At 25.0% G+C, this 18,038-nt stretch carries 16 protein-coding genes and 1 rRNA gene; 7 read left to right on the forward strand and 10 right to left on the reverse strand.

All coding sequences use genetic code 4. The annotated features are described in order from the left end of the window. Positions 1-45 precede the first annotated feature (45 nt). The 10 genes from rrf to NV226_RS02960 form a co-directional block, all read right to left on the reverse strand. Positions 46-151, reverse strand: a 5S ribosomal RNA gene (rrf, locus tag NV226_RS02915). Between the two features lie 106 nt (positions 152-257). Next, positions 258-1,940: an MIP family Ig-specific serine endopeptidase gene (locus tag NV226_RS02920; RefSeq protein ID WP_258210825.1), complete on the reverse strand. Its 1,683-nt coding sequence runs from the start codon at positions 1,938-1,940 to the stop codon at positions 258-260. Further along, a complete protein-coding gene (locus tag NV226_RS02925) occupies positions 1,933-4,008 on the reverse strand; it encodes a hypothetical protein (RefSeq protein WP_258210826.1) in 2,076 nt (691 codons plus the stop codon). Before NV226_RS02925 ends, NV226_RS02920 begins: the two co-directional genes overlap by 8 nt. 25 nt (positions 4,009-4,033) lie before the next feature. Beyond that, the gene (locus NV226_RS02930; RefSeq protein ID WP_258210827.1) at positions 4,034-5,425 is read right to left on the reverse strand and encodes an MSC_0618 family F1-like ATPase beta subunit; all 1,392 of its coding nucleotides are present in this window, start codon (positions 5,423-5,425) and stop codon (positions 4,034-4,036) included. Next, entirely contained in the window at positions 5,425-6,954 is a 1,530-nt protein-coding gene (locus NV226_RS02935; protein WP_258210828.1) for an MSC_0619 family F1-like ATPase alpha subunit, read from the reverse strand. The genes NV226_RS02930 and NV226_RS02935 overlap by 1 nt, the downstream gene beginning before the upstream one ends. 2 nt (positions 6,955-6,956) lie before the next feature. Beyond that, entirely contained in the window at positions 6,957-9,020 is a 2,064-nt protein-coding gene (locus NV226_RS02940; RefSeq protein ID WP_258210829.1) for an MSC_0620 family F1-like ATPase-associated subunit, read from the reverse strand. A gap of 1 nt (position 9,021) precedes the next feature. Continuing rightward, positions 9,022-9,495: an MSC_0621 family F1-like ATPase epsilon subunit gene (locus NV226_RS02945; protein ID WP_258210830.1), complete on the reverse strand. Its 474-nt coding sequence runs from the start codon at positions 9,493-9,495 to the stop codon at positions 9,022-9,024. After that, complete coding sequence (locus NV226_RS02950; RefSeq protein WP_258210831.1) at positions 9,485-10,360, reverse strand: MSC_0622 family F1-like ATPase gamma subunit; 876 nt, start codon at positions 10,358-10,360, stop codon at positions 9,485-9,487. The genes NV226_RS02945 and NV226_RS02950 overlap by 11 nt, the downstream gene beginning before the upstream one ends. Beyond that, a complete protein-coding gene (locus tag NV226_RS02955; protein ID WP_258210832.1) occupies positions 10,335-10,859 on the reverse strand; it encodes a DUF2714 domain-containing protein in 525 nt (174 codons plus the stop codon). The genes NV226_RS02950 and NV226_RS02955 overlap by 26 nt, the downstream gene beginning before the upstream one ends. Beyond that, positions 10,852-12,225 carry an MSC_0624 family F1-like ATPase-associated membrane protein gene (locus NV226_RS02960; protein ID WP_258210833.1) on the reverse strand — a complete coding sequence of 458 codons (1,374 nt, stop codon included), beginning with the start codon at positions 12,223-12,225 and terminating at the stop codon, positions 10,852-10,854. The genes NV226_RS02955 and NV226_RS02960 overlap by 8 nt, the downstream gene beginning before the upstream one ends. 280 nt (positions 12,226-12,505) lie before the next feature. On the opposite strand from NV226_RS02960, the gene NV226_RS02965 reads away from it, so the two are divergent. The 7 genes from NV226_RS02965 (at position 12,506) to NV226_RS02995 (ending at position 18,037) form a co-directional block, all read left to right on the forward strand. Continuing rightward, positions 12,506-13,417 (forward strand): GIY-YIG nuclease family protein, encoded by a 912-nt coding sequence (locus tag NV226_RS02965; protein ID WP_258210834.1) that lies wholly within the window; start codon positions 12,506-12,508, stop codon positions 13,415-13,417. A gap of 50 nt (positions 13,418-13,467) precedes the next feature. Then, complete coding sequence (locus NV226_RS02970; RefSeq protein WP_258210835.1) at positions 13,468-14,214, forward strand: hypothetical protein; 747 nt, start codon at positions 13,468-13,470, stop codon at positions 14,212-14,214. Between the two features lie 55 nt (positions 14,215-14,269). Next, positions 14,270-15,559, forward strand: a complete 1,290-nt coding sequence (serS, locus tag NV226_RS02975) for a serine--tRNA ligase (RefSeq protein WP_258210836.1) — start codon at positions 14,270-14,272, stop codon at positions 15,557-15,559. Between the two features lie 12 nt (positions 15,560-15,571). Continuing rightward, on the forward strand, positions 15,572-16,063 hold the full coding sequence (locus NV226_RS02980) for a hypothetical protein (protein WP_258210837.1): 492 nt from the start codon (positions 15,572-15,574) through the stop codon (positions 16,061-16,063). Next, positions 16,063-16,539 carry a DUF4231 domain-containing protein gene (locus NV226_RS02985; protein WP_258210838.1) on the forward strand — a complete coding sequence of 159 codons (477 nt, stop codon included), beginning with the start codon at positions 16,063-16,065 and terminating at the stop codon, positions 16,537-16,539. The genes NV226_RS02980 and NV226_RS02985 overlap by 1 nt, the downstream gene beginning before the upstream one ends. Further along, a complete protein-coding gene (locus NV226_RS02990; protein ID WP_258210839.1) occupies positions 16,539-17,102 on the forward strand; it encodes a hypothetical protein in 564 nt (187 codons plus the stop codon). Before NV226_RS02985 ends, NV226_RS02990 begins: the two co-directional genes overlap by 1 nt. A gap of 131 nt (positions 17,103-17,233) precedes the next feature. Beyond that, positions 17,234-18,037 (forward strand): hypothetical protein, encoded by an 804-nt coding sequence (locus NV226_RS02995; protein ID WP_258210840.1) that lies wholly within the window; start codon positions 17,234-17,236, stop codon positions 18,035-18,037. The last annotated feature ends 1 nt before the right edge of the window (position 18,038 follow it).

Consider the following 18,038-nt stretch of genomic DNA (forward strand, 5'->3'; position numbering starts at 1 on the left):
AAAATTAGTATTTTCAAAATAACCAAAGCAAAAAAAGAAAATAAAAAAAAGCGACTCCCTATTTTTCCATCTCTGGTATCGTCGGCGTAAAGAGGCTTAACTGCTGAGTTCGGAATGGATTCAGGTGATCCCTCTTGCTTTGGTCACTCGAAAAATAATTTTATCTTATTTTTTAAAAAAACAATTAAAAACTTACTATAAAGTGTTTTAAAAATTTGTTTTAAAAAAAACTCAGACTTTATTGCCTGAGTTTTGTTTTATAACTTACCTAAAAGTTTTGATGTTTTTCCTGAAAGATTTTTTTTCATACTTTGAGCATATGAATATTTTTGCCCTTCAACACCATAAATTAAATCATATTTAGGATAAATGATTTTTCCATCTAAAGAAAAACCTTCAAAAATAAGTGGATCTAAAAATCCTGTTTTTGTTGTTGTTTCTTTTCCAAATTGAATTCCAAATACTTTAAATTGATCTTTAGTTTTTCCTTCAAGTCCCATAGAACCTGAAGCTCCAATTGCTAAATCATCATTGTCTAGTGAATAAACAACTCCAAAACGACGCAGGTATTTTACATGACTTGTATCTTTTGAATTGAAATCATAATCATTAAATTTAACAAGTAATTCACCACGTGGATCAGGAACTTTAAATGCATCAGTGATACCAGGAATATATTGATTATATTTGTTTTTTAATTGTCATTTTGTTCTTGCAGACATTTTACTTCCTACAGAATAATCAAAATCACCACGGTTAAAACTTTCTCCTTCTATTCCACCATATTTATTAAATACAGGAATAGTAAGGGTTAAATTATTTTCTAAACCATATCCTAAAACATAAAATTGATTATATGTATATAATCAATTTCCGTTTTCACTCATTAGTGATTCTTTTCTAAAACTTAATCAATTATCTTTATATTTTTGAGCAATATTTCTTGTTATTTTTCTTGCTTCTTCTTGATCTTTGAATTTAACTTCTAGAACAGCAAAATCTTTAAAGTAATCCCCAAATTTTTTATATTCTTCACTGTTATATGATGGCACTGAATTAGACATATCAATAGAATCACCTAAAAAATTTACAGCAGAAAAAACTAATTTAGGTTCAATTTCTGTATATCCTTTTCACTCTAATTCTGGTTTACCATTTTCTTTAAAGTCTGAATATCCTATTTCAAATTTATATTCAGCTGGTTTTTTATAATTTTTATCTAGAGGTAGTACAACATCTGTATATCCACCATTTTCTTCAAATCTTCAATGTGGAATATTATGCAAGTTAGTTGCAATAAATCATGTTGTAGGATACTCATTTGGGTTATCAGGCACTAAATAATCCATAAATCAACCTGTGCCGTGTAGATTGTAGTCTACCATAGGTTCTTCAGTCATCATTCTTCCTGTAAAAACTTCCCTTTTATATCTTTTACCCATATAAATAGCTAATTTTACAGTGTGATCGTTAATATATTCATACTGTTCATTTGGAGCTTTACCATATTGGAAAGGTCTAGGATCATTATTTGGGTTTAGTCCACTCGGTTCTTTATTATCATCAATAAAAGTTTCATAAGCAGGAGTTAAAATTTTGTATCCAGCAGCAGCATTTTTGTTTTCTGGAACTTCTGGAGGTCTGTACTTAGGTTTGGTTTTTCCTGTTGAACCACTTAATAGATCATTAGCTAAATCATCATCTTTTAAGTCAATATTACCATCAATATTAGAATTATCAACTGTATCGCCTGGAAGCGAGTTAGGGTTTGAATTATTACTACTAGAATTATTATCTGTATTAGGATTATCAGCTACTGGGGTTGATTTTTCTGTGTTAGAAGCACTCTGACAAGCAATAATAATTGCTGGAATAGAGATTACAGATAAACTTGATAAACCTAATTTAAACAATTTTTTATATTTCATTTTATTAAACATTTATAATTTGTCCATTTTTTAATGTGATTGTGATTGATCCTCTACCTAAAGAGCTTCATGATTGTGATTTTGCTTCGCTTTCAGTAATTTCAGTGTTTGATAAATCTATTTTATTAATTGAATTTGAATAAAATAAAATATTATAAATAGATTGTAAATCTGCACTGACTCCTCGAGGAGAAGTTGCTGTTAAAGTCAATGTATCAGGTCATTGACTTGGATCATGGCCATACTCTACAGGCTGAGGTTCTTGTCCCATTCCAAAATAAATTTTTCCTGTGGTGTTATCATCATTTGAATTAATAACTTTTGATAAATCTATTTTTAGATTTCTGTTTTCTGGTACAGGAAAAATTACTTTTGTAAATTTCAATTCTTTATTATTAATTCTTGGGAAAATGATGTTATTTAAATCATAGATTTCTGTATTAGATAAATCTCATTTAGTGTTGTGTCCGCCTTCTCCAAATCTTCCTTGAAATTCTCTTCTGTCTTTTTCTTTGACATAGATATATTCTAAAAGTTTTGACATAGTAGTTTTAGAAATATCATCTTTTAGTTGGTAGATTGTATAAATAGCAGAAGCATAATGATCATATGCTCCAGGTTTTACTTTTAAAAATACACGTGGATCTACTGTTACGATAGTTTTGTCACTATTTTCTAAATGAGTATCATTTGTAATAACATTCAATTCATATAATTTATTTCTAGCAGAGAAATTAGGATTATCTATTATTGCATTAATAACTTTGGGATCATTGTATTCATAAAATAATGTTAAAGCTTTTACTGAATCATTCATTTTTTGAACAAATTCAACAGCTTTTTCCTGGGTATCAGATTGTACATTTCTTAATGCTAAACCTGTACCGATTGTTTTATTACTCATAATACTTTTAGCCGCATCTAGTAATTGATTAATGTCCTGGATTTGGTTAATTAATTTAACTTCAACAATATATCTTTGGTCGCCTTTTTCATCTGTATAAACATTTAAAACAGCAACATTATTTGAAAATCCAGGAATATCTACAATCGTTTTTTGTCATCCTGTGCCAGTTTTGTGAAATTCCTTTGTAGTTCAATCTAGATCTCTAATTCTTTCCGGTGAGCGCTGTGCATTTTCTTTTAAAGGGATATATCTATTCAAATTATTTTTAGTCATTTTGTAAAATGTTGTGTTTAGAAAACCTGGTCTCAGTGCTCAAACACTTGCGCTAACAGGGAAAAAACCTTTACGCAACATTTTTTTGTCTTCTTCTGTTAATTGATAATTTTGCAAATCCAAATGTTTTTTATGTCAAGGACTTGGATCAGCTTGAATTGTTAATAAAGCATCTTTTAGTATTTCATCATCTAGTTCAATAAATTCTTCGCCTGTATAAATTAAAGAATTTTCTTTTACATCTTTGAAATCTTTGGATTTAATTTTTGTACCAGGTTTTAATTTTTTAAAAGTGGGTGATGAATTAACTAATTTAGTTAAAGCTATCGATGATGATTGACCACCAGGAAGAAATTCATAGTAATTACTATGATTTTCAATAATTCTTCCTTGTTTTCTAATGTATGTCCCACGTCCACCTTGAACATCTTCATCACCTGGTGCTTGTGGGTTTGTGTCAATAATGGAATCTAAATCCTTGATTTCCTCAGTACGAATATTTAAATCTGCATCATAATCAGGATTTAGAACCTCGTCTAAATCTGCATCTGCAGAATCTTCCCATTCTTTAGGTCTGGAGTTTACAGGAGTTGAGGGTTTATAATTTTCTTCCTCTTTTTTTGGTTCAGGAATTGTTTCTATTGGTTCTGTTACTTTTTCAGATATAGAATCAGATTTAGGCAAAGGAGTCGGTAAATTTTCGTTAGATTCATCCTTTGGTTTAATTTCTGCTTCTTCATTTTTTAATTCCCGAGTTACAGCGGAGGGGTCATAGATAATAAGTCGATTATTACTACCATTATAATTTTTAAAGTGATTAACAAGAATAAAAGTAAAAGCTGCGGATGATAAAACACCAACTACTGTTAATGATATTAAAATTTTGCTTTTTAATTTCATATTATCACTCCTTTTTAAATACTTTTTATATGTCTTCTAATTCTTCATCCATTGGTAAATCAAGTGCTGATCCAATTGATTTAAAAATTTCAGGACTTTGGTTAATGTATTTCCCTTCAATAATTCTAATAACTGATTCAATGGTGTCTTCTAGTTTTACATAAACTCCTTGTTCTTTTGTAAAACTTTCAGCTGTAAAGAAATTTTGTGTAAAGAAGTACTGTAATTGCATAGCTTTCCTTACAATAATTTTACTCTCTTTATCTAACTCATCAAAACCCAAAATTAAAATAACATCTTCAAGTTCTTTATATTTTTGTAAGATACTTTTTGTTCTTAAAATAGCATCAAAATGTCTTTTACCAATAATTTTTTCATTTACTGAGTTTGAGGTTGATGCAATAGGGTCAAAAGCAGGATAAATATTTTTAGCAATTTGTTCACGAGATAATACCAATGAGGAATCTAAATGATTTAATACAGAAACAGCTGAGGGATCTGTAATATCATCCATTGGTAAAAACACAGTTTCAAAAGCTGTAATTGAACCATTTTCATTTGCATATAATCTATTTTGAACTTCAGAAACTTCACTATCTAAAGTTGATTGATATCCACCAATAGAAGGTTTTTTACCTAAAGAAGCTGAAATTTCATTTCCAGCTTGAATATAACGATAAATGTTGTCAATAAATAAAAGAATATTTTGTTTTTCTACATCTCTTAAATATTCTGCTGCTGTAATTCCGATTGGAACAATACTCATTCTAGATCCTGGGTGTTCATTCATTTGTGAAATATAAAGTGAAGTATTTGACATTAAATTAGATTCATTTAGCTCTGAAAATAATTCTAATCCTTCACGTGAACGTTCTCCTGAACCAATAAAAATTGATGAATTAATTTTACTTTTAAATTTAGAAACATTAAAAATAATTTCTTTCATTAAAACAGTTTTTCCAACTCCAGCTCCACCAAATATTCCTAATTTATAACCTTTTAAAATAGGAATAAAAAAGTCAATAGATTTAATTCCTGTTTCAAGAATTTCAAATTTAGTATCTATTTTTTTAGCTGGAACATCCACAGAATTCATTGGAATTCTTTTAATTTTTGGTGAATTTTTATCTAACAAAGAATTTCCTAAAACATCATAAACATTTCCTTGTGATTCTTTACCTACAGGTACTGAAAAAGTTTTTAAGGTATTTATGAATTCATCACCTAATCGAATTTCTCTTTGGGAAATAATTAAAATTGCAAGAGCAGTTTCCTTATTAATAATTCTTTTAATAATTAAAGTATTTTTCTTATCACTTGATTCTAAAATTTGATTATTTTGTAATAATCCTTCTTTAGCTTTGGCGAATTTTACTTCAATAACATTTGATAAAATTTTATGAACAATTCCCTTCATTATTTTCATTCCTCCATATTTTCTATTACTGTTGTTAATTGCTCTGGGTTAAATGGAATAAAGTTCATTGTTGTTGGTATTCTGTCATTGATATTTTTATATTGGAAATATTGATTCAATGATCAAGCAAAATAATTTTTTAAAACTTCATCATCATGTGGAATTGCATTTAATAAATTCTTATAAATTTGAATTGCATTTCTCTCATGTTTAATTAATGAATATACAAATTTGATGGCCTCAAATTTATCCTCAACATGTTGTAAAATTCCTCATGCAATTAATTTTCCTGAAATTAAAATTGTTTTTTCAGAATATTGATTAAACCCTCTTTGATTTAAAATTCCTTCAATTGATTTACCCTTATAAATTAAGGTTGAAATTTCCTTATTTAATTCGTAATTTAGATTTGAAAGTTTACTTTGTCGTTTATAAGCTCTGTAAATTTTTAATAAATCACTTGAAATCTTAGCAATATTTTTTGATTGTACTGATGTACCTGTACGAGAAACAGAAATATCTAAATCAATAGCAGGTAATCTACCTTCAGCAAAAATATTACTATTTAAAATAATTTGACCATCGGTAATTGAAATAATATTTGAAGAAATTAGTGATGTGATATCGTTATCAACAGTTTGCACTATTGGAAGACATGTAATACTTTTTCGATCAATAAATTTTCCACTTTTTTCTAAAATTCTTGAATGTGCAAAGAAAATATCACCTGGAAAGGCTTCTTTACCAATTGGTTTATCAATTAATAAAGAAGTTTCACGATAAATGTTTGCATGTTTTGTTAAATCATCAAATACAATTAAAACATCATAATCTTTTGATAAGTTTTCAGCATGTGCCATTGCAAAATAAGGAATTAAAAATTGTTGAAATTGTGAAGTTGCAGGAGCTTCAAAAATAATTACATTATCTAATGCATTGTATTTTTCAAGTGTTTGATAAACATTATTTAAGTTGTGGTGGTTTTGACCAATTGAAACATAAATACATTTGACACCTAATTTTGATTGGTTGATAATTGTATTTAAAATAATGTGAGTTTTACCTGTTTGCTTATCACCAATAATTGATTGTCTTTGTCCTAGACCAATGGGATTAAATAAATCAATTGATAAAATTCCTGTTTTTAATTGCTCATTTAATTTTTTTCTCTGCATCATGTTTAATGCTGTTGAGAAAATATGATGTTTCATTGGAAATACTTCTTTTGATTTCTTTTCTGGTTGAGGCAATAAAATTTCTGCTTGATAATTAACTACCTTCCCAAAAATATTTTTAGGTGTTGCAACTTCTGAGTAATTTTTTAATTCAACTAATTCATCACCAACAGCATAATTTGTAAAACTGCTATCTATTAAAAGAAAAGCTTCGTTTTCATTAGCACTTAATAGAAAAGCTGTTAACCCCGGCTTGTTTTTAATTTCAAAAAATTGTTCTTGCTGGTAAGGATAATTTCCTTCAGCAATAATTACATAATCTAAAATAGCTTTAATTTTTGGATTGTTTGACATATTTATTGTTTCCTTCTTTTCTTAATTAAAAGTGCTTTTCAAATACTGATTGAAGCAACTGTGATGATCAATATTAAACTAGATAGTGAAATTAATACTGATTGCAAAATTTTAGATTTTTCTATTTGTTGAGATACTTGTGAAAATTCCTGACTTAATGCAGCTTCTGATCCTTCTGTTTTATTAAAAAAATCTTTTACTTTTGTTAAACTTTCATTTTTAAGATTTAAATCTTGACTTAAATCTACCATTTGATAAAAATTATTAACATTATCAATACTGTCGGTTTCACCTAAAAGTTTTAAATCATCTGACACTTTAGTTAGATAATTAATCACATTAACTAATTGATTAATGTTTAAATTATTTTCTTGAAATGTTTTTAGAATTGTGTCTTTTTCTTTATTAAAATTAGTGATATTTTCATGAAATTTCATAGCAGTAACTTGTGCAATAACACTAGAAATTTTTGTTGAATTAATATAACTATGTTTTAGTTGATTTAAAAAATATTTTTTAATTTCATAGTTAGCATCAGAAATGATTTCAGTCCCTGGGCCACCAGAATAACTTTTAACTCCCTGTTCTAATAATTTTGTTTGTTCTTCTATAAGATCGGGATAAAACATAAATTTAGTTAAAGCAAAAATTATGTTATTTATATGTCTTTGTTGTGCTCTATTGGCATCAGGATTTTCTTCATCATTTTTTGCACTATAACTTTTTTTGATTTGTAACAGATCATTTAACATCAAAGAAGTTTTGATATCTTCGATAATGCTTTTTAAGCTTTCTGTGATATTAAATCTTAAACGGGTTCGAAAATTTTCTTGTTCATTTTCATTTATATTTGTAACTTCTACTGAATAAACTCTTGAATTAGTTTTAACTAATTTATCTTCTAGTTTTACTGAAAGATTTAATTTTCCGTTTGTTTCATTAGCGGACTGCACAGAATATTCATATCTTATTGACATCGGGTTTTGAAAAAAGAATAATTTTTGTTTTTCTACATCATCTACTGAATTAAAAATATCACGAATTCTTTGGCTTGATAAATTTGAATAAACTGGAGAAACATAAGCCACTAAATTTGGAATATCTCTAATTTCATATGAATTAGTGATAGGAACTTTATCACCTTTTGAATCTGTTAGTATATCTTCTTCTAAAACTTCAGGATTATCAACAGGAGGAGTAAGGATATTTTCTTGTGTGTAACGTTGATTTTCTTCTAGATCAAACTTTAAAGTTTGCTTATGAATTTTTTGATTGATATAATCATCTCAAGAATTAACTCCTTCAATACCAATTGGATCTGACATATCTAAGTATCCAACTCCATTTTGGTAAACTGAGTTCAAGATAAAATGCTTTTTATATTCTGGAAAATCTTCTTTGTTTAAAAATATATCATGGAGTCTTTTGCCGAAATTATTTATATAATTCTGTACATAAACCTGAAATTTGTCATAAACATCCATTGATCTATGAGACGTGGTATTTTCTTCTTTTGGAGCATTTGCTGTTTCTTTAGCATAATCTGTACTAGGGCTTTTACCTCAAGTTATAGGAACATAATCTGTATCATTTCACTTAACTGTTCCGATTGATGTTTCATAATCTTCATAAAATATTCTTGGAAAAACAAAAGGTAATTCATATTTACCGATTGAATTTTGAATATCGTTTTTATTTTTTGAAATATATTCTACAACTTTTGATAAATAAGCTTTTTCAACAATTTTTTCTATATCTGTATATTCTTCTAACTCATCAAGTTGTTGAGATCTATTTAGCAAAAAGTTTTGTAATACATTTAAAAATTCATCTAACTTAGTTTTAATTAAATTGTTTAAATATGCTTTTCATTCTGCTTTTTCTTTTTCACCTAATCTTCTTGGTAAAGGTTTTGCTGTTTCTTCTGGGCTTGTAGCAGTGTCAGTATCATTAAAAACTTTTACTGTACTAACTTGATAATGGATATTTTCTTTTACAGATAAAAATGGAACTGCAACCACAGATAAAGTGAAAGGTATTGATAAAATTTTTGTTATCTTTTTCATATTATTCACCTTCTTTTTTATTTATTAAATAAAAATTATTTGTGGCTATTGCTTCAAATTTTTTTTCTAAAATTTTATTAAATAAAATGTTTTGTTCGATGTTTTTTTGAGAATTATCATCTAGATAAAAGGTAATTAGTTTTTCTTCAATTTCTGTTAAATTAATTTTTTTTCTTTGAATTAAAAATTCTTTTTTGCTTGACTTGTAAAAATGTAAAGGAGTTTGAAGATTGATAATTATTTTTTTGCCATTATTAATTACAATTGCCTTATGGGCAAATAAAAAATTCTGTTCTGTTTCAGTATCTATTCTCAGTAATAATTGTTTTTCTGATAAGATGATTTTAAATCTAATTTCTATTCATGAATCTTCTAGATTTAAGTTGTAAAAAAGTTTCGCATCATTGAAAGTAATAATTTGATTTTTATCAGTTTTTATATCAATATCAAAAATTTCTGGATTTTTATTTTTCATGATAATCTCATTTTTTGTTATAACTGGCAATATTAATTTCTTCAATTTCCATTTCTCTTTTAATTTTTAGAATTTCTCGTTTGAAAATTTTAATTTTTTCTTCAACATCTTTTAGAATTTGATTTTCATTAATTAATTTGTTTTTCATGATAACGAATGAAGATTCCAAAATTAAAATATCTAAAACTTTTTCTAAATATAAATTACATAAATTCTCTGTAAAAGTTTCTAAGTTAGGGAAGATTGTATATTCTTCAATTTCTTTTAAAACATTTTTATAAAATTTATTTTCTTTATCATAATCAAAATAAAATTGATTCATAGGGAAGATTGTTGCTGTAAAATTTTTAACTCTACTTGAATGAAGCATAAAATAAACTGTTTTGATTTCTTGGTGTTGAATTAAATTTTTCATTAATGTGATAATTTTTTGAGAATTTTCATAATTTCAATCTTTTGTATCTTCTAAATGAAAAAGAATTTCTAAATTTTGATTTTTAGCAAATTCATAAGCTTGTTTCCCTATAGCTATAATTTTGTCGCCGCTTTTAGCTTTAGTTTTAATATTTTCTTCAATATTTTCATAAAAAGCTTTTACATATTTTTGTTCTTCTGAAATATAAATTCAAAGTGTAGATTTTGATTTTTTAAACAAATTATCTTTTTTGTATAGTCATGGTTGTATTTTGTATTTATCTACAATTGCATCAATTAAATTTTTAATAAAATAAAAATCTTCAAATTTATCTTTTATTTTGTTTACCAATGATTGAATTTCAATCATGGAAATACTTCTATTAATGTCAACAATTTTGTGTAGTTTTTCAAAATTAGTTAATTTATTTACTTTTTTTTGAAGATTCATTACTTTCCTTTTCCAAATCTACAACTTCTGGACTAAAAGCAATTTTTAATGTGTTTGTTTCTCTTGATGTATAAATAATAATCCCGTTAGTTACTTCAATGTAACGTTTTTCTTGTAACAGATAGTGTTCAATGATATCGTTATAAGTTTCTAGATAATCTTCTTGATCTTCTAGTTTTCTAAAATTAACTGACTCAACGTTTGTTGTTTCTGCTTCGCTAATAATAGGGATAATTTTGTCTCTACTAAAACGTAAATTTTTATTTCAACTAATTACAAATGATCTAAAAACTAAGTCCAATTGTTTTTCATAAGCTTTTTTGATTTTTCTAGATAATTGCCGGAATTCATTTCCTTTATAAGAAGTATTTGTTTGTAAAGCTAAAGTTCCTCTTAATTGTGAAAAAGAAATAAAATTTTCTTTTTGAATAAGATCATAATATTCATAAGTAGGTTTATCTTTCTTTGAATAATTCTGTTGTGATTTGTTTTTAAACATTTTGTCCTCCTTTTGCTGCACCTTTATTTTTAAATAAAAGTTTTTTGAAATAGAATTTTATGATTTTTTGATTTTCTAAAACTATTAACAATAAACATGAAAATGTTATTGCAATAAGCACAACAATACCTAACTGTAAATACAAAGGTAAAGAATAAATATTGATTGATAGATAATTTTTATTTACTAATAAATAATTGTTAAATCCAATAACAATTGACATTAATGAAATGGTTATAAAAATAATAGATAAAACATTCAATTGCCTTAAAGTTGTTTTTTCTTTTTGTCAAATAAATAGTAAAAAGTAAACAATAATTGAAGAAGCAAAATTGACTGCAATGATTTTGAAATTTTCACTTGTATTGACATTAAATAAACTATTGATTAAATTAGCAATTCAAATTAATAAAAGTATTCAATAAATTAAATATTTATTTTTAAAAAATTTTCTAATTTTGAAGTTTCTTTTTGCTAAAAATTTTAATGTGATAATTGTTGTTAAAACAATTATGTTAATTGCTATAAAAATATAAAGTGATAAGTAATTAGTTTCAATTCCAAATGTTGAATCTCAAGGAATAAATTCACCTGCTGCTTGTTTAACAAAAAAAGCAAAAGCTCCTAAAAAGAAAATTGATGACATTCAATAAAAAATTTCATTACTTTTAATTTTATTTTTAGTTACGTGAATATTGAATCAATATTCAAATGAAGAACTGATTAAACCAAAAACTATTAATAGTAAAAATAGAAAAATAATAAATGCATTTTTAAATTCTCTAGCTCCTATTAAAAGTTCATTAAAAAACTTAATTAAAAAATTCTCATAAAAGCTATCTTTAATTGAAGCACTTCCAAATGCGATGATGGCAAAAAGTACATAAAAGACAACTAATCATAAGAATCTAAATATATAAGTTAAATATAAAGGTCAAATTACGTTTTTATCTAATGGATTGATTTTTTTCTGGATAACAAACATATGAATTGCATAAATTAAGTTAATGAAAAATAAAATTAACAAATTAAAACTTAAATAAAAAACATTTTGTATTTCTTTTGTGTGGTATATAAAATAAATGACTATATTTGCTAATAAATAAGTAGAATAGACAAATAATCAAAAATATTTTGTTCTATCTTTGATTCATTTTTTTGTAATAATTGAAAAAATACCAAAAAATAAGAATAAGCAAGTTAGTATAAGAAAAGTAGATCTTGCAATAATTGTAAAATTTAAATATAAAGTTTGGTTACTTGTACTTTGAAATAATCTTTGAATACTGATTCCATCTTTTCAAAAGAAAAAATTTTCTAATGTCATCAATACTACTAAAGTAAAAGCTAAATAAAATAATTTCATTAATCAAACTAAAAGCCTTTTTTTATTTCTTAAAAATGGAATTTTGAGGCTTTTATTTGGGTTTGATGTTTTTGTTGTGCTGATGTTCATAAAACAAATTTTACTGCTTTAATTTGGGTTTTAACAAAAAAAAAAAAAAGCCGAAAATCTGTTATTTTTTTGAATTTATTAACACATTTAATAGTTAAAAAATCTTAGCAAAATCTGATATTTAAACTGTAATAATAAGCTTTTATTTAGTAAAATTTTAATATCTAGTTTAAGAAAAATAAGGAAAGTTATGGACATTAAAGAATTAAATAAAGTGCCTGAAAAGTATGGAGTTTATTGCTGAAAAAATAAATGAAATGAAATTATTTATGTTGGTAAAACTAATAATTTACGCAAAAGAATGCAGCAATATTTGCAAGGTAGAAAAAATTCATATAAAACAGATGCTTTAGTCAGAGACATAGAAAGTTTTGAATTTAATGTTTGTAACAATGAAAAAGAAGCCTTAATTTTAGAAAGACAATTTATTGAACAATTTCGTCCTATATATAATATAAAATTTTTAGATCATAAAAATTATCCATATCTAATGATAAAATTAGACAAAAAAATTACTATTTCTGTTAAGTGAAATTTTAAAAATAAAATACAAAAAAATAATGTTTTTTTCTATGGCCCAATTCCAACTAGCAACTGAAAATCTTTAAAAGACTTTTTAGAAAGAGAAGCTTTTCATGAAAATGGTTTACCAATTAAAAATGAAAGTGCTCAATACTGAAAAGAAAAATTTGAAAAAATTAAAATAATGTTATCTCCTAAAAATGGTTCATATATAAAAGAATTAGAAAAAAAATACCTGCATGCTATAGAAATGCAAAATTTTGAAATAGCAAGAGATATAGATAACTGTATTAAACAATTAAAAAATATTCATGATGACCAAAGTGTAGAGTTAATAAATCAAAACAATTTAGATGTTGTTGCTCTTATTTCTAAAAACAATAAATTTTTTATTCAAATAAATTTTTACCGTGCTGGAAAATTAATCAGTAATTATAAATATACAAGTGATTTTACTCAATATAATGAGGTTTATTTTTTAAACTATTTTTTAAATGACTTTTATAAAAATACCTTTATTCCTGATCAAATTGTTTTAGATTATAAATTTCATAAAAATGAATTTTTATTTGATTTTTAATTCCTCAACTAATATTTCCTCAAAAAGGTAAATTAAAAAAAGCTTTAAATTTGGCTTATTTAAATTTGGAAGAAAATATAACTGAAATGCAAAATTCCTTTAATATTGAACAAACAAGAATTGCTTCAAATTTAGAAAAATTTAAAAAAATCACAAAAGTAGATAGTCTTTATAGATTCGGAATTTTTGATAATTCTCATTTAGGAAATACTGATGTAGTTTCTAAACTTGTAGTTTTTGTGAATGGTAAAGAAAATACATCAGAAAATAGACAATTTAAAATTGATGCGGAAGAAGACACAAGAAAAGCTGATGTTGCATATTTAGCTAAAGCTTTGAGAAAATGAGCATCATCTGATAATAGATTTGAATTAGATACTTTAATTGTAGATGGGGGCATTGGTCATATTCATGAGGCTAAAAAAATATTAAGTGAATTTGCTATAAATATTCCTGTAATTGGCCTTGTTAAAAATGACAAACATACAACAGAATATTTGATTGATGCAAATGAAAAAAAAGTTACAATCAAAGATCAAGTTTTATTAAATTATTTAAGATATATACAAGACTTAGTTGATAAAAAAGCTAAAAGTTTCCATCACAAAAGAAAAATACAAAATACTTTAGAAGGTACTCTTTCAAAAATTAAAGGTCTTAGTCCAGAAAAAGAAAATCAATTAATAACATATTTTGGATCATATAGTGCAATATATAATGCTTCTATTGAAGAGTTGAATAAAATTGTTTCCAAAAGAATTGCAGAAGAAATCTATAAAAAAATGAGAAAAGAATAATTTATAGGTCTCTTTTATTTTTTACTTAAAGCTTTTAATTTATAATTTAAAAACTATGTTAGATCTAAAAATAATTTTAAATGATGCAGAAAAAATCAAGCAAGTTTTAATTAATCGTGGCTGAGAAAAAAACAAGGCGAATTCTATAATTGAAAAAATATTTTTTCTAGGTAAAAATCGTAGTACATTAATGTTTCAACAACAAAATTTGCAAAATGAACTAAATACAAATTCTGCTTTAATTGGACAATATAAAAGTCAGAAAAAAAATACAGAAGAATTAATGAAACAAATTAATCTTTTGAAAGAAAAACTTCAAAAGATTTCAATAGAAACAGAAAAAAATAATCAAGAATTAGAAGATCTTTTGCTTGAAATTCCTAATATTCCTACAATAGATACTCCTGTAGGGTTTTCCGAAGAAGATAATGTTGTAATTGAAAATTTTTGGGAATTAGAACAACCTATAATACCAAATCCCTTAACACACTATGAAATTGGTATAAATTTAGATATTTTAGATTTTAAAAGAGCTGTTAAAATGTCAGGCACTAGATTTGCTATTTTTAAAAATCAAGGCGCACAATTAGTGCGTGCACTTGCTTCATTCATGTTAGATTTTCATACTAAAAAAGGGTATAAAGAATTGACTGTTCCTACTATGGTAAAAACAGAAATGTTATATGGTACAGGACAACTTCCTAAATTTGGTCAAGATTCATATAGAATAGAAAATCAAGATATGTGAATGATTGCTACTTCTGAAATTCCTGTTACTAATTATTATAATAATGAAATTGTTGATCTTTCTATTCCTCAAAAATTTACAGCTTATACAAGATGTTATAGATCAGAAGCTGGAAGCGGTGGAAAAGATACAAAAGGTTTAATTAGATCACATGAATTTCACAAAGTAGAACTTGTGAAAATTGTTTCACAAGAAGAATCATATGCAGAATATCTAAAAACTGTTGAAGATGCTAAAGATATTTTGAAAGCTTTAAAAATTCCTTTTCAAGCCGTACAATTGTGTACGGGAGATCTGGGATTTAGTTCACAAAAAACAATTGACTTAGAATTATGGCTTCCCTCAGAAAACAAATACAGAGAAACATCTTCTGTTTCTATTTTTGGTGATTTTCAAGCTAGAAGGGCTAAAATTAGATATCGTGATGCTCAAGGAAAAACAAAATATGCACACACAATTAATGGTTCTGGTTTAGCAATTGATCGTGTAATTGCTGCGCTTTTAGAAATCTACCAAAACCAAGATGGAACAATTACTATTCCTTCTGTATTGGTTCCTTACATGGGTGGCAAAACTAAAATTGAAAAAAATAATTAGAAAAGAGCTTTTATGTTCACTCCCTCTAAAAAAATAGTATATTTTATCGAAAGAAAAATTAATCGTTTATATAAGTTAAGAAAAATATCAGTTATTTCAGAAATTATTATTAATATTTTTATTATTTTAATAAATTTAACATCTATTGGTTTAGCTATTTATATTCTAGATGTTGAAATTTCCAAATTGGATTGAAGTCAAAAAATTACTGACAAAATATTTTTTGAAGAACTAGGAATGTCAGGAATTTTTGCAGGTCTGATTATTATTTTGTTTATTTTTACAATGTTTTTCACTTTTTATAAAAAGTTCAATAATTACAGAAAATACCGTGCAATTTTTAAAAAAATTGAGTATTATATTGTGAAATTTAAAAATGTTAAAGAATATACTTTAGAAAATCTACAAGATGATTTAGATAAAATTGAACAAGAAATACTTGTCAGAAATAAATTTAGTTGAAAATCTTTAATCACTGATCTTTTAATAGCAAAGGTGAATTAATGATAATAGATAATAAACCTTCAGTAATAGTAAAGAAAAAACTTCTAAGGTATCGCACTAATTTCTTGCGTTATAAATTTGGATACTATACATTAAATTTTTTAAGTTTCATTTTAATTTTTATTTCTGGTATTTTAACTACATTTTTTTTAGCAGGAATAACAGATAAAAAAGAAGTACTGCCCGAAATTTTTCAAAGTAGTGAATTCAGACAAAACTTTTTAATTTTTACAACTAGCATTACTGCAATAACCTCTTTGTTTACTTCACTAACTTCTGTTTTTGTAATGAAAGATCGTTATATAAGATATATGAAAATGAAACACATGTTAGAGTTAGAAATTGCCTTGTATGATGCTAAAAAAGGTATTTATAAATTAGGATCAAATAATGATTTTTTATTATATGAAAGATCAATTCAAATTTCTGAATTGGCTAGTTCTAATATTAATAAAAAGAATGGAAATATTTCATAATGAAAGATAAGAAAAACAAAAAAGAAAAAAATGACTTAAATTTAGAAATAGTAAATAAAATAGATATCGATGATTTATATACTTTTTTTAAACCACTTCCTGATGATAAAACTCCAAAAATTTATTTAGATCCTAAGAAAAAAGTTTTTGCAAAAGATAAATTAAAAAACATAAAATCACAAAAAGAAACATTGGAAAAAGCAACAAAAGCTTGAAAACATTACAAGAAAAAATATTGAAGATCTTATGGTTTATTTGTTTCGATGAATGTTTTAATAATAATTATTTCAACACTAATGATTATTTTAAACTTATATTCATTAAGGTGAAATACATCTAAAGAACAATATATGATTTGATTTTTTATTGCTATAGCCATAGGTTCTTTAATTATTACTTTATTAACTTCCATTTCTGCTTTTATGTCCTTTTCAACAAAAAATGAAATATATCTTAATAATATTCGTTTTTTAAAGAAAAAGTTAGAACAATACAAACATGAACCAATAGAAGATTTACATAGTTTTATTAGCGAAGTAGGAGCTGTAGATACAGATTTTTAAAACTCATTATAATATTTAATGCGATGATCATTTAAAGAATCCTTTAATTTTTTATAATCAAAGGATTCTTTAAATTTTTCTTTTCTAAAGGGTAATTTTTATAAGTAAAATTGGTTTATAATTCTTTAGATATGATAAAAAAATTTACTTCAACTTTAGAAATAGATCCAAAAAATGGAACTGTGGTTAAAAAGTCTACTAATATAAAATTAATAGAGAATCAATTCGCATGATTTTCTAATATTGTTAAATTAAATCCTGCTTTTAGCAAAATGATTCCTGCTTTTAGTAATTTCTCTAAAAGCACAAGAAGTGCAAAATATGAAATGGAATATATTCCCGCAAAGTCTTTAGCTAAAATTTTTATCGATGATAATTTGGATTTAGAAAATTGAAAAATTATTTTGAAAAATATTTTAAAAGGTTTAAAATATTTTCAAAAATTTCCTGCAATTCGTTATGATAATTTAAGTTCTAAAAAAGAATTATATTTGACCAAAACACAAGAAACTATAAATGAAATAAGAGAAAGTACATTTTTTAAAAATACTTTAAAATATGCTTCAATTAATGTAAATGATGTTTCTTGTTCTAATTTTATTTTTTTGGAACAAAAAATTATCAGTGAAATAAAAAAGAAGTTTTTATTAACTCCAGATAAAGCGATTTTAGCACACGGAAATTTAGTTCTAGATAATATTTTATTTGAATCTGTAGAGTATTTAAAAATGATTAATCCATTAGGTTTTTATCATAAACAAACCATTTATGGGCCTCAAATTTATGACTTTGCAAAGTTATCTTCCAGCATTAGATCCAAAATTGATTTTATTTTTCATGATAAATTTATAGTTAAACAAAATGGTAGCAATTTTGAACTAAATTTTAATATAGCAAATTTAGATAAATTTTTAAAAATAGAAAAATTTTTATAAA

The sequence above is a fragment of the Mycoplasma iguanae genome (assembly GCF_024722375.1).
GTDB classification, from domain to species: Bacteria; Bacillota_I; Bacilli_A; order Mycoplasmatales; family Metamycoplasmataceae; genus Mycoplasma_M; species Mycoplasma_M iguanae.